General features: G+C 70.9%; 15 protein-coding genes. 5 read left to right on the forward strand and 10 right to left on the reverse strand.

The features are described from left to right. Nucleotides 1-93 precede the first annotated feature (93 nt). The 4 genes from PYS65_RS11795 to PYS65_RS11810 all read right to left on the reverse strand — a co-directional run bounded on the left by PYS65_RS11795 (nt 94) and on the right by PYS65_RS11810 (nt 3,370). Nucleotides 94-654: a Clp protease N-terminal domain-containing protein gene (locus PYS65_RS11795; RefSeq protein ID WP_279333906.1), complete on the reverse strand. Its 561-nt coding sequence runs from the start codon at nt 652-654 to the stop codon at nt 94-96. After that, the gene (locus PYS65_RS11800) at nt 654-863 is read right to left on the reverse strand and encodes a helix-turn-helix domain-containing protein (protein WP_279333907.1); all 210 of its coding nucleotides are present in this window, start codon (nt 861-863) and stop codon (nt 654-656) included. Before PYS65_RS11800 ends, PYS65_RS11795 begins: the two co-directional genes overlap by 1 nt. Before the next feature lie 106 nt (nt 864-969). Next, nucleotides 970-1,935: a zinc-binding dehydrogenase gene (locus PYS65_RS11805; protein ID WP_279333908.1), complete on the reverse strand. Its 966-nt coding sequence runs from the start codon at nt 1,933-1,935 to the stop codon at nt 970-972. A 196-nt stretch (nt 1,936-2,131) separates the two neighbouring features. Further along, complete coding sequence (locus tag PYS65_RS11810; protein WP_279333909.1) at nt 2,132-3,370, reverse strand: NAD(P)-dependent malic enzyme; 1,239 nt, start codon at nt 3,368-3,370, stop codon at nt 2,132-2,134. A gap of 584 nt (nt 3,371-3,954) precedes the next feature. On the opposite strand from PYS65_RS11810, the gene PYS65_RS11815 reads away from it, so the two are divergent. The 3 genes from PYS65_RS11815 (at nt 3,955) to PYS65_RS11825 (ending at nt 6,697) form a co-directional block, all read left to right on the forward strand. Continuing rightward, nucleotides 3,955-4,905: an ABC transporter substrate-binding protein gene (locus tag PYS65_RS11815; RefSeq protein WP_279333910.1), complete on the forward strand. Its 951-nt coding sequence runs from the start codon at nt 3,955-3,957 to the stop codon at nt 4,903-4,905. Between the two features lie 32 nt (nt 4,906-4,937). Next, nucleotides 4,938-5,876: an amino acid ABC transporter permease gene (locus PYS65_RS11820; RefSeq protein WP_279333911.1), complete on the forward strand. Its 939-nt coding sequence runs from the start codon at nt 4,938-4,940 to the stop codon at nt 5,874-5,876. A 68-nt stretch (nt 5,877-5,944) separates the two neighbouring features. Beyond that, the gene (locus PYS65_RS11825) at nt 5,945-6,697 is read left to right on the forward strand and encodes an amino acid ABC transporter ATP-binding protein (RefSeq protein WP_279337923.1); all 753 of its coding nucleotides are present in this window, start codon (nt 5,945-5,947) and stop codon (nt 6,695-6,697) included. Between the two features lie 89 nt (nt 6,698-6,786). Here PYS65_RS11825 and PYS65_RS11830 read toward each other — a convergent pair whose 3' ends face one another. Further along, the gene (locus PYS65_RS11830; RefSeq protein ID WP_279333912.1) at nt 6,787-7,557 is read right to left on the reverse strand and encodes a class I SAM-dependent methyltransferase; all 771 of its coding nucleotides are present in this window, start codon (nt 7,555-7,557) and stop codon (nt 6,787-6,789) included. Nucleotides 7,558-7,657: 100 nt separating this feature from the next. Between PYS65_RS11830 and PYS65_RS11835 the strand changes: the two genes are divergently transcribed. Then, on the forward strand, nt 7,658-8,308 hold the full coding sequence (locus tag PYS65_RS11835; RefSeq protein WP_279333913.1) for a CGNR zinc finger domain-containing protein: 651 nt from the start codon (nt 7,658-7,660) through the stop codon (nt 8,306-8,308). Here the strand turns inward: PYS65_RS11835 and sodX are convergent. Next, complete coding sequence (gene sodX, locus PYS65_RS11840; protein WP_279333914.1) at nt 8,191-8,625, reverse strand: nickel-type superoxide dismutase maturation protease; 435 nt, start codon at nt 8,623-8,625, stop codon at nt 8,191-8,193. The genes PYS65_RS11835 and sodX overlap by 118 nt on opposite strands. Before the next feature lie 145 nt (nt 8,626-8,770). Here sodX and sodN point away from each other — a divergent pair, with 145 nt between their 5' ends. After that, nucleotides 8,771-9,166 carry a superoxide dismutase, Ni gene (gene sodN / locus PYS65_RS11845; protein WP_030928916.1) on the forward strand — a complete coding sequence of 132 codons (396 nt, stop codon included), beginning with the start codon at nt 8,771-8,773 and terminating at the stop codon, nt 9,164-9,166. Between the two features lie 175 nt (nt 9,167-9,341). Here the strand turns inward: sodN and PYS65_RS35185 are convergent, their stop codons facing one another. The 4 genes from PYS65_RS35185 to PYS65_RS11860 form a co-directional block, all read right to left on the reverse strand. Continuing rightward, the gene (locus PYS65_RS35185) at nt 9,342-9,581 is read right to left on the reverse strand and encodes a hypothetical protein (RefSeq protein WP_387039927.1); all 240 of its coding nucleotides are present in this window, start codon (nt 9,579-9,581) and stop codon (nt 9,342-9,344) included. Nucleotides 9,582-9,682: 101 nt separating this feature from the next. Next, nucleotides 9,683-10,255 (reverse strand): hypothetical protein, encoded by a 573-nt coding sequence (locus PYS65_RS11850; RefSeq protein WP_279333915.1) that lies wholly within the window; start codon nt 10,253-10,255, stop codon nt 9,683-9,685. Between the two features lie 133 nt (nt 10,256-10,388). Beyond that, a complete protein-coding gene (locus PYS65_RS11855; RefSeq protein WP_279333916.1) occupies nt 10,389-11,024 on the reverse strand; it encodes a GNAT family N-acetyltransferase in 636 nt (211 codons plus the stop codon). 151 nt (nt 11,025-11,175) lie between these two features. Continuing rightward, nucleotides 11,176-12,240, reverse strand: coding sequence for a family 2 encapsulin nanocompartment cargo protein polyprenyl transferase (locus PYS65_RS11860; RefSeq protein ID WP_384205276.1), 1,065 nt, complete (start codon nt 12,238-12,240; stop codon nt 11,176-11,178). Nucleotides 12,241-12,338: the final 98 nt, after the last annotated feature.

Here is a 12,338-nt window from a genome sequence, read left to right on the forward strand (position 1 = left end):
CCCGGCGATGCCAGCCGGCCCCGGCTCGTACGGCCGGGGCCCGGTGGTACGGCCGAGGAGCCTCACCGTGCCGTCGGACGGGCCGCGCCCTCCTCAGGCACACGCCTCCCCCGGGCCGGCGAGCACTCTGGTCAGTGACTCGTGGGTCACCCCGTGGTCGGCGAGCACCTCGGCCGGGACGCCGGGGCGGAGGGTCAGGGCGAGAAGGATGTGCTCGTCCCCGATGTGCCGCTCGCGCCGGGCGAGGGCGACGCGCAGGGCCTTCTCCAGCACCTCCTTGGCGTCCTTGCCGAAGCCGGGGCACCCCGACCACCGGTCCCTGTCCTTCCGGTCGCCGGACATCGCCCCGACCCCATGGGTTTCCTCCACCCGGGCGACGATCTCCCGGACGTCGATCCCCAGCTCCGCAAGGGCGTCGGCCTCGGCCCGTGACAGACCGGCACGGCGCCGCGCCTCCTCCAGGGCCCGCCGCACCGACTCCTTGCGTTCGTCGGCCCCGAGCGCCGCCAGCGCGAAGGAGGCACGACCGCCCTCACGGTCCAGCAGGGCGAGCAACAGGTGCTCGGCGCCGACGGTCCGCGCCTGCGTCCCTTCGGCGCGCTCGACCGCCCCTTTCACCACCGCACGGGCGTCCTTCGTGAACCGCTCGAACATCACTGCCTCCCGTACTTCTTGTGCACGGCCTGCCTGCTGACTCCGAGCTCGGCAGCGATCTCCTGCCACGACCAGCCCTGATGGCGCGCGTTGCGCACCTGCACGGCCTCCAGTTGCTCCAGCAGCCTGCGCAGCGCGGCGACGGCCCGCAGGCCGACCCGTGGGTCGCGGTCGCCCGCACGCGCGGCGAGGTCGGTTGCCTCAGTCATGACGTCAACTTATGTTGACACCGGGGCAGCGTCAACCCCAGTTGACAAAACGACGGCCGGCCCGGAGATCCGGACCGGCCGTCGTGAGGTGGGCCGCACTCCATCGTCAGGGGTTCGTGAGCACGATCTTGCCGAACTGCCCGCCGCTCTCCATCCTTTCGAAGCCCTCCCGCGCCCGGTCCATGGGCAGTACCTCGTCGATGACGGGCCGCACACCGGTGGCGGCGCAGAAGGAGAGCAGGTCCTCCAGCTCGTCCTTGGTGCCCATCGTCGACCCGACAATCCTGAGCTCCAGGAAGAAGACCCGGGTGAGCTCGGCGTGCGAGGGCCGGTCGCCGCTGGTGGCGCCGGAGATCACCAGCGTGCCGCCGGGCCGCAGCGACTTCACCGAGTGGGACCAGGTGGCGGCCCCCACGGTCTCGATGACCGCGTCGACCCGCTGCGGCAGCCGGGCTCCGGGCTCAAGCGCCTCCGCCGCGCCCAGTTCCACGGCCCGCTTGCGCTTGGCCTCGTCCCGGCTGGTGGCGAAGACCCGCAGCCCCGCGGCCTTCCCCAGCACGATCGCGGCGGTGGCGACGCCCCCGCCGGCCCCCTGCACCAGGACGGAGTCACCGGGCCGCACCCCGGCGTTGGTGAACAGCATCCGGTAGGCGGTCAGCCAGGCCGTGGGCAGGCAGGCCGCCTCCTCGAAGGACAGCTCCCTCGGCTTGGGCAGGATGTTCCAGGTGGGCACGGCGACCTGCTCGGCGAACGTGCCGGGGTAGCGCTCCGTCAGGATCGACCGGGGCTCGTTCGGACCCACCCCATGACCGGTCTGTCCGATCACGGAGTGCAGGACGACCTCGTTGCCGTCCTCGTCGATCCCGGCGGCGTCGCAGCCGAGGATCATGGGCAGTTTGTCCTCCCCGAGGCCCACGCCCCGCAGGGACCACAGGTCATGATGGTTGAGGGAGGCGGCCCTCACGGTCACGGTGCTCCAGCCGGGACGGGCCTCGGGAGCAGGACGCTCTCCCAGCTCCAGACCGGAAAGCGGCTGGTCACGGTCGATTCGGGCGGCGTAGACAGCGAACATGGCCTTGACGATAGGCCGCCCGTCCCCCCGGCGGAACAACGCGGCGCTGTGAGACACGCCTTCTTGCCGGCACGCCGCACCGCTCCCCGGCGCCCCACCCGCCTCCCGGTGCCCGGCCCGCGCGGTGCGCCCGGCCGCCGGGAAAAGCAGTCGGCCCCGTCCACCCGAGGACGGGGCCGACCCGGTTCCGCGCGTCTCAGCGGCGGGCGACGCCCTCCGCACGGGCGGCCGCGGCCACCGCCGCGGTCACCGCCGGAGCGACCCGCTCGTCGAACGGGGACGGAATGACGTAGTCGGCGGAGAGGTCGTCCCCCACCACCGACGCCAGCGCCTCGGCCGCCGCCAGCTTCATCCCCTCGGTGATCCGCGAGGCACGCACCTGCAGCGCGCCCGCGAAGATCCCCGGGAACGCCAGCACGTTGTTGATCTGGTTCGGGAAGTCCGACCGCCCGGTGGCCACGACCGCCGCGTACTTGTGCGCGATCTCCGGGTGCACCTCGGGCTCGGGGTTGGCCATGGCGAAGACGAAGGCGCCCTTCGCCATCGACGCCACCGCCGATTCCGGCACCGTGCCGCCGGAGACGCCGATGAAGACGTCGGCCCCGTCCAGCGCGGTCTCCAGCGAACCGGAGAGGCCGGTCTTGTTCGTGAACTCCGCCACTTCCCGCTTGATCGGCGTGAGGTCGTCGCGCTCGCGCGAGAGGACGCCCTTGCGGTCGGCCACCGCGACATCGCCGATCCCGGCCTCGACCAGCATCTTGGCGATCGCGACACCGGCCGCGCCGGCGCCCGAGATCACGGCCCGCAGCTCGCCCAGCGCCCGCCCGCTCAGCCGCGCCGCGTTGCGCAGCGCCGCCAGCGACACGACCGCCGTGCCGTGCTGGTCGTCGTGGAAGACCGGGATGTCCAGCTGCTCCTGCAGCCGCCGCTCGATCTCGAAGCACCGGGGGGCCGAGATGTCCTCCAGGTTCACCCCGCCGAAGGACGGAGCGAGCCGGACCACGGTCTCGATGATCTCGTCCACGTCGGTGGTGCTCAGCGCGAGCGGGACCGCGTCCACACCGCCGAACTGCTTGAAGAGGATCGCCTTGCCCTCCATCACGGGGAGGGAGGCCTCGGGGCCGATGTCACCGAGTCCCAGCACGGCCGTACCGTCGGTGACGACGGCGACGACCGAGGACTTCCAGGTGTAGTCGTGGACGAGTTCCGGCTGCTCGGCGATCGCGCTGCACACCTTCGCGACGCCGGGCGTGTAGGCCAGGGACAGATCGTCCCTGTCACGGAGCGGCACGGTGGCCTGCACAGCCATCTTGCCGCCGCGGTGCAGCGCGAATGCCGGGTCGATGGACTCCAGGGGCTCGGCCCCGCCGCCCTGTTCCGTATGACCGTTCTGGCTTTCGCTGTCGCTGCGAGGATTGACAATCTCCGCTGCCACTTGGTTGACCCCTTAATCGTTCTTGGTCTGAGGGTTGCCGCTCCGGGTGAGGAGCGGGCGGGACCGCGCAGGGCCCGGTGGGTTGATGCGTCGGGCACAGACGCGACGGGCGCGCCGCACACGCGCCCTGGATCCCCGGATGAGGGGTGTAAAGCACCTTCTTACCGGACGGACGCCTTCGGCGACGAGTCCATAACGCAAAGGTCACATGCGGGCGCCGGGGTTCATCATCTGATTTCAGGACAATCCACCGGCAGATGGTTGACAAACGCTCGAGACATGGCAAACACCATGGCCGGGCGACCAATACCACGTCATGAACCGAAGATCCTCCGGTCGGAACGGAGCATTCCCGCAGACCGTCCGGCCATGTTGGAACGAATCAGTGCGGTTCGAGCGTCACCCGTTATCCGATTTTGACATGGCGACCCCACTGGATGGAGCAGTCCGAATGGCAAGATGCGGTCATCACACGAGGTCGCGACACTCGAAGACGTGTGCTCTCGTCGACCCGCGGCACTGCCGGTCCCCATCGGCAGTGGCCGAACCCATCGGCATTCCACTCATCCGCCGGAGGAACCACCATGGCCGCACGCACCACCCGTCGTACCCCCGCCGCCAAGTCCCGACTGGTAGCGGTCGGCGCGATCGCGGTCGCAGCCACCCTGCTCGTCACCGGCTGCGGTGACCAGACCAAGGACAGCGGCGACACCGGGTCGACGAGCGCCGCCCCGCTGGCCGACAAGCTGCCCCAGTCGATCCGCGACAAGGGCGTCGTCAAGGTCGGTTCGGACATCGCGTACGCCCCGGTCGAGTTCAAGGACGACTCCGGCAAGGTGGTCGGCATCGACCCCGACCTCGCGGCCGCCATGGGCAAGCAGCTCGGCGTGACGTTCGAGTTCGAGAACGGCACCTTCGACACCCTGATCACGGGCCTGCGCTCCAAGCGGTACGACGTCGCCATGTCCGCGATGACCGACACCAAGGACCGCCAGGAGGGCATCGACGCCGAGACCGGCAAGAAGGTCGGTGAGGGCGTCGACTTCGTGGACTACTTCACGGCCGGCGTGTCGATCTACACCAAGAAGGGTGACGACCAGGGCATCAAGACCTGGGCCGACCTGTGCGGCAAGAAGGTCGTGCTGCAGCGCGGCACGGTCTCGGAGGACCTCGCCAAGGCCGAGAACGAGAAGTGCCCGGCCGGCAAGAAGATCGCCATCGAGGCCTTCGACAACGACCAGCAGGCCCAGACCCGGCTGCGTGCGGGCGGCGCCAACGCCGGTTCCTCCGACTTCCCGGTCGCCGCGTACGCCGTGAAGACCTCCGGCGGCGGCAAGGACTTCGAGCTGGTCGGCGAGCAGGTCGAGGCCGCCCCCTACGGCATCGCGGTCGCCAAGAGCAACACCGAACTGCGGGACGCGCTCAAGGCCGCGCTGGACGCGCTGATCGAGAACGGCGAGTACCAGAAGATCATGGACAAGTGGGGCGTCGCGGAGGGCTCCATCGACAAGGCCACCATCAACGGCGGCAAGTGACCGCGGGCTCGCGGCACTGAAAGGCAACACCCGTGACTGTTGACATCGACAAGACGACGGGGCCGGGCGGCACACCGCCGGCCGGCCCGGAGGCCATCAAGGCCATCCCGGTCCGGCACTACGGCCGGTACGTCTCCGCCGTCGTCGCGCTCGCCCTGCTGGGCGGGGTCGTGTACGCGTTCTCCCAGGGCAAGATCAACTGGGACACGATCCCGGACTACTTCTTCGACGACCGCATCCTCAGCGGTGTCGGCAAGACGCTGCTGCTCACCGTGCTGGCCATGACGATCGGCATCGTCGGCGGCATCCTGCTGGCCGTGATGCGCCTGTCGAAGAACCCGGTGACCTCGTCGATCGCGTGGTTCTACATCTGGTTCTTCCGCGGCACCCCGGTTCTGGTACAGCTGATCGTCTGGTTCAACCTGGGCCTGGTCTTCGAGTACATCAACCTCGGGCCGTTCTACAAGGACGAGTGGTCGGACTTCATGACCCCGTTCCTGACGGCGTTGCTGGGTCTCGGTCTCAACGAGGCCGCGTACATGGCGGAGATCTGCCGGGCCGGTCTGCTCTCGGTCGACGAGGGGCAGACCGAGGCGTCGCACGCGCTGGGCATGAGCCACACGAAGACGCTGCGCCGTATCGTCGTCCCGCAGGCGATGCGCGTGATCGTGCCGCCGACGGGCAACGAGGTCATCAACATGCTGAAGACGACCTCGCTGGTGTCGGTCGTCCAGTACCCCGAGTTGCTCCGCGCCGCCCAGGACATCGGCCAGACCTCCGGCGCCCCGGCCGAGATGCTGTTCCTGGCCGCGGCCTGGTACCTGCTGCTGACCTCGGTCTTCAGCGTCGGCCAGTACTACCTGGAGCGTCACTACGCCCGCGGCTCCACCCGTACGCTGCCGTCGACACCGTGGCAGAAGGTGAAGGCCAACATGCTGGCCCTCGGCCGCCCGAAGGGAGGCGCGGCATGACCGACAAGCTGAGCAAGGCCGGCAGGCCGGGCGGGACGGACGCATCGGTGAGGGATTCCTCCGTTCCCATGGTCAAGGCCGAGGGGGTCCACAAGTCCTTCGGCCCCGTGGAGGTCCTCAAGGGCATCGACCTGGAGGTGAAGTCCGGCGAGGTGTTCTGCCTCATCGGCCCCTCCGGCTCCGGCAAGTCCACCTTCCTGAGGTGTATCAACCACCTCGAGAAGATCAACGCCGGACGTCTGTACGTCGACGGGCAGCTGGTCGGCTACCGCCAGAAGGGCGACAAGCTGTACGAGCTCAAGGACAGCGAGGTCGCGCTGAAGCGCCGGGACATCGGCATGGTCTTCCAGCGCTTCAACCTGTTCCCGCACATGACGGCGCTGGAGAACGTCATCGAGGCGCCGGTGCAGGTGAGGGGCGTGAGCAAGAGGCAGGCCCGGGAGCGCGCGGGGCAGCTGCTGGAGCGCGTGGGCCTGGCCGACAAGGCCGGGAACTACCCCTCCCAGCTCTCCGGCGGCCAGCAGCAGCGGGTGGCGATCGCGCGGGCGCTCGCCATGGATCCCAAGCTGATGCTGTTCGACGAGCCGACCTCGGCACTCGACCCGGAGCTGGTCGGTGACGTCCTCGACGTCATGCGCGACCTGGCCGAGTCGGGCATGACCATGATCGTCGTCACCCACGAGATGGGCTTCGCCCGCGAGGTGGGCGACAGCCTGGTCTTCATGGACGGCGGCGTGGTGGTCGAGTCCGGTCACCCGCGCGACGTCCTGACCGACCCGCAGCACGAGCGCACGAAGTCGTTCCTGTCCAAGGTGCTCTGACACCGCGCACGGTACGCACGGGGCGACGGCCCATGGCGAAGGGGCGGCACGGAGATCCGTGCCGCCCCTTCGCCATGGATCCGCGTGGCTCACCTGAGCGCCAGCAGCAGGGTGTCCGAGGGGGAGCACCACACCGGGCGGGCCTCGGCGAACCCCTTCTCGCGCAGCACGCGCGCGTGCCACGCCGCAGACGGCATGTCGCCGTCGGCGTGTTCGCCGTAGATCTCGAAGCGGCGGGCGGTGGGCTCGGCGAGGACGGGGTCCTCGGCGGCGAGCTGCCACCATTCGGCCCAGTCGAGGACGCCGTCCCGTTTGGCCCGGTCCATGCCCGCGTGGCGCAGGGCGCGCTCGGCCGCGTTGATGCCGGGGGTCGTCCCGTCGATCATGCGGTCCGCGTTCATGAAGACACCGCCGTCACGGACGAGGCCGGCGACCTGTCCGTAGAGATCCGCGAGGGGTTCGTTGTGCAGCCAGTGGAGGGCGGTCGCGGTCAGCACGGCGTCGTAGGAGTCGTGGGGAAGCCCCGCCGGCCAGTGGGGGTCCTTCAGGTCGGCCGTCACGAAGGTGACCCGCGGGTCGCCCGCGAAGGTGCCCTCGGCGATGGTGAGCAGCGCCGGGTCCAGGTCGACGCCGGTGCTGGTGGCGTCCGGGAACCGGGCGAGCAGGCGGGCCGTGATGGTTCCCGTGCCGCACGCGAGGTCCAGCACGCGCGGGGAGCTGCCGACGACGGCCTCCACCATGTCGAGCATGACCCGCAGCCGCTCCTCGCGGTCGGGCATGTACCACTCCTGCTGCCGGTCCCAGCTCTCCTGCCAGGCAGCCCAGTCGGCGGTGGTGGTCCCGGTGCCCGCGTCCGTCATGAATCCGCTCCTTCACCCGCATCACGTAATACCCTGTAAGCGCGATCGCCTGTTACCCGACCGCTGACACGACCATAAAGCCACCACGTAAGGACTACAAGTGGAACTGGCCTATTACTCGGATTACGCCGTGCGTCTCGTCAACACCGAGGAACCGGCCCGGGGCAAGGACACCCTGACCTCGGTGGAGGCCGTGCGCGCCCTGTTCGGTGCCAACCAGTCCGCGGCGCGGCGCGCGACCGACGCGGACGTGACCCGGTTCCGCTCGGTCCGGGCCCGGCTGCGCGCGGTCTTCGAGGCGGCGGACGGCGGCGACGAGACCCTCTCCGTCGACCTGCTGAACTCGCTGCTGCTGGAGTTCCCGGTGAGCCCGCAGATCTCCGGGCACGACGTCCGTGACGACGACGGCCGGCCGCTGTGGCACATGCACCTGGCCGACCATCCGTCCAACGCGACCGCCGGCTACGCCGCCATCGCCGCGATGGGCCTCGCCTTCCACCTCACCGAGTACGGCGTGGACCGCCTCGGCCTGTGCGAGGCTCCGCCCTGCCGCAACGCCTACCTCGACACCTCGACCAACCGCTCCCGGCGCTACTGTTCCGACCGCTGCGCCACCCGGGCCAACGTGGCCGCCTACCGTGCCCGCAAACGCCTGGAGGCCGAGCGGGCGGAGAACACCGGCCGCACCGCCGACAGCGCCCAGCCCGCCAGCGCCGTCGGCGACCGGCGGCCCGGTCTGCGCGGCCGGTAGCGCAGACGGACCCGGCCGAGCACCAGATCGTCGGGCACCACCCCGTAATCGGTGCTGTCACCGCCGGCGTACGTGTTGTCCCCCCGCACCCACCAGCCGCCCTCGCGCCGTTCGGCGGCCCGCTTCACCACGAGCAGGTCCTGCTGGAACGGGTGCCGCAGCACCACCACGTGGCCCGGCTTGATCCGGGCCCCGTAATGCACCAGGAGCCGGTCCCCGTGGTGCAGCGTGGGCACCATGGACGGCCCCGTCACCTCGGCCACCCCGAAGGGCAGCGGCGCCCCCGCCCGTTCGGCGTCCTGCGACAGCTCCGGCATCACCCGGCACCTCCCCGGTTCTTCCTCCACCAGTCTCAGTCTGTCCCCCGACTTTTGTCCTAGGCCCCCGGGGGCACTCGCCAAATCCACTCCTCCACGGAGTAATGTCCCCTGTGAGAAGACGATCACGAGGAAGGATTGCTCCATGCTTTCCCGCCTGTTTGCCCCCAAGGTCAAGGTCAGCGCCCACTGCGACCTGCCCTGCGGCGTGTACGACCCTGCCCAGGCCCGCATCGAGGCCGAGTCGGTGAAGGCCGTCCAGGAAAAGATGGCCGGCAACGACGACCCGCACTTCCAGGCCCGCGCCACCGTCATCAAGGAGCAGCGCGCCGAGCTGGCGAAGCACCACGTCTCCGTGCTGTGGAGCGACTACTTCAAGCCCCCGCACTTCGAGAAGTACCCGGAGCTGCACCAGTTGGTCAACGACGCCCTGAAGGCCCTGTCGGCCGCCAAGGGCTCGACCGACCCGGCCACCGGCCAGAAGGCGCTGGACTACATCGCCCAGATCGACAAGATCTTCTGGGAGACGAAGAAGGCCTGATCTTCGATCATGCCTGTTGACCAGCGCTGTTCTCAGCCGCCCGGTCCTCTACCCGCACCCGGCCGTCAGACCGCCATCCCGGCGCTCTGACGGCCGGGTGCGGTCGTCTTCAGCCGGCGGGACGGGCCGGAGGCGGTCGTCTTCGCGCCGCTCGGCGGGCAGCCGCGGGCGCGGGTCAGGGCGTCGAGCGCGGGCCTGGTTCCGGGGTGGGGTCCGTGTTCTCGGCGGGCTCGGTCCGGAGGGGTCCGGTGGGAGGGCCGGCGACGGCGTCGTGGTCCGGGCACCGCTCGCACTCCCGGTTGCCGCACGGTCCATGGACCCAGGTCGGGACCCATGCGCCCAGCGTCTTGTGGCGCCGGACGACCATCTCCACTGGCTGTCCGCAGGCGGGACAGACCGGCTCATTGCTGCCCATGTCCCCCAGGGTAGGTCCGTCGGCGGTTCCGCGCTTCCTGCTGTGCGTCCGCACCGGCACGCCGTTCCGGAACGCGCGCACCGACTCGAGCGCGCACTCCGTCACCGCGAAGTCCGCACCGACCCGGCAGCCGGCACAGCAGGCACGGCCTCGCGTTCGGCGCCCGCGGGCCAGACGATCTCGACCGGGATGCCCCGGGCGCGGGCGTACGTCACCAGATGCGCGGTGGCGTCGCGGCCGTTGGACGGCGACCCGTCCCAGACCGCCAGGAGGAGGCCGCCGGAGGCGACCATCCGCTCGTCCGCACCGACACAGGAATCACGGTGGTACGGGTCGTACTCCAGCAGCCGCGCCTGGTCGGCGAGGTTCAGCAGCTCACCGGCGGCCATCCGGTCGCGCCTGGGCGGCATGGCGGGAATTCCGTTGTCCGTGGGGATGACGGCGATCAGGCGGCGGCCCGACGCACGCGCCGCGCGGCCGAACGCCAGCGGCGCTCCCGCCCCGCACCGCACCATGGCCGCTCCCGGCGCGCAGCGTTCCTCCAGACGCTGCCGCAGCTCGCACTCCACCAGCTCGAGCGTGCGCGGGGTGAGATCGGCGTGCCCGACCAGCACGATCTCCCCGACCGCCCCTCCGTCGTGTCCCGCCCCGTCGTCACGCGTCGTTGTACTCATCTCGCCCCTGACAGTCCTCGGCCTCCGGTGCCCGGCCCGGTCCCTGGCCAGTGAAGCCGGGGCACGGACCGGTGACCAGGGCCGAACGTCCCTGGCTCGGGAAGGGAGGCGGAAAAAGGGAGAAGCGGGGCGGTCAGGCGTGGTCGAAGGACGGGCCGGCCGCACGAGTGCGAGGTTCGCGCCACATCGGCCACATGTGGGGGCCGTCCGGGAGGAGCAGGGGCTCGCCGGCCGGGGCGAAGCCGAGGCGTTCGTACAGCACGCGGCTGCGGACGCTGCTCGCCTCCAGATAGGCCGGCACCCCCTCCCGGTCGCAGCGGTCGAGAACCGAGCCGATGAGCGCGGTGCCGAGTCCCTCGCCCTGCCGGGCGGGCGTCACGCCGATCATCCACAGGTACGCGTGGGCCCGCCCTGAGGGGTGGATGCCCGCCGTCAGCCGGCCGATCATCTCCACCCGATCGTTCTCCGGGTCGACGGCACGGCGCACCTGGGCCGGCCCCTCGTCGTCCTCGGGTGTCCCGTCACCGTGCTCGGCCGCCGGCACCGACAGCCACAGCGCGCAGGCCGAGCCGTCCTCCGTGACGTCGACGCGTCCCTCGGCGAGCACGAGGTCGGTGAAGGCGGCCATCAGCCTGTGGTGCGTCGTACGGCGGTACTCCTCGCCGGGGAAGACCCAGCTGCTCACCGGGTCGTCCTGGAACGCCTCGTCCAGAAGCCGGACCAGTAGTTCCCGGTCTCCGTCCCCCGCCGTCCGGATCGCCACGCCCATGTCCGCCCCTTCGCCTCAACTCTCGCCGACCATACGGGTGTTGAGCCTAACGGGAGGGCGGCGGCCGATGCTTGCCGACATCTCCCCCGGCCACGCCGCATGCGCGGTGGGTCCCGCACACCGTGGGGAAGTGCGGGACCCACCGGGCGGTCTACGCGGTGCGCCGGGTCACGAACTCGGCGAGGGCCAGCAGGCCGCCCGCCGCCTCCGGGTCGGGCACCGCGCGAGCGAGTTCCTGCATCACCCGAGCCATGCGGTCGGCCGCCTGGGCCTGCGCCCAGTCGCGGCCGCCCGCCCGTTCCACGGTCAGGGCGATGTACTCCAGGTCCTCCTCGTCCGCGTGCGGAGCCCCGTACAGTCCGGCGAGTTCGGACGCGGCCGGGGTGCCGGAGGTGAGCGCGGCGACCACCGGCAGGGACTTCTTGCGGGCTGCCAGATCCGCGCCGGCGGGCTTGCCGGTGTGCCGGGGGTCGCCCCATATGCCGATCACGTCGTCGATGAGCTGGAAGGCCAGTCCCGACTCGCGGCCGAACGCGTCCAGTGCCGCCACGTCCGCCGCCGCGGCACCCGCGTACAGCGCGCCGAGTGCGCAGGCGCAGCCGAGCAGCGCGCCCGTCTTGGCCTCGGCCATGGCGAGGGTCTCCTCGAGGGTGACCTCGCCGGGGTCGCGCCGCTCCATGGCCGTGTCCGCCTGCTGTCCGGCGCACAGTTCGACGACGCAGTCCGCCAGCCGGGCCACCGCGGCCCGGGACGCGGGGTGCGGGTCCTCGGCGAGCAGCCGCAGGGCGAGCGCCTGGAGGGCGTCTCCGGCGAGGATCGCGTCGTCGTCACCGAACACGGTCCAAACGGTGGGCCGGTGGCGCCGGGTGGTGTCCCGGTCCATCACGTCGTCGTGCAGCAACGTGAAGTTGTGGACCAGTTCCACCGCGGCGGCTGCCCGTAACGCCGCCGCCCGGGCCGCGGGCCCGCCGAGGGCGGAGGCCGCGGCGAGCACCAGTGCGGGGCGGATGGCCTTGCCGGACCCACCCGTGGCCGGGGTGCCGTCCGCGTTCTCCCAGCCGAAGTGGTAGAGACCGATCCGGCGCAGCGGGCCGGGCATCGAGCCGATGGCGGCCCGCAGCACGGGGACGACCTCGGCCCGCGCCCGCTCCAGCAGGATCGTCGCCTCGTGACACTCGGCGGGTCGGTACTCGCTCTCCGTCTTCGGCTCGGTCATCGATTCCGTCATGGACTCACCCCTGGACCCGTCTCTGAGGAGGAGCGGAGGTGGTACTTCCGCCGGCGTCACGCGCGTACCCCCAGGGTGTACCCGCC

It is taken from the genome of Streptomyces cathayae (assembly GCF_029760955.1).
In the GTDB taxonomy this organism is placed as follows: domain Bacteria; phylum Actinomycetota; class Actinomycetes; order Streptomycetales; family Streptomycetaceae; genus Streptomyces; species Streptomyces cathayae.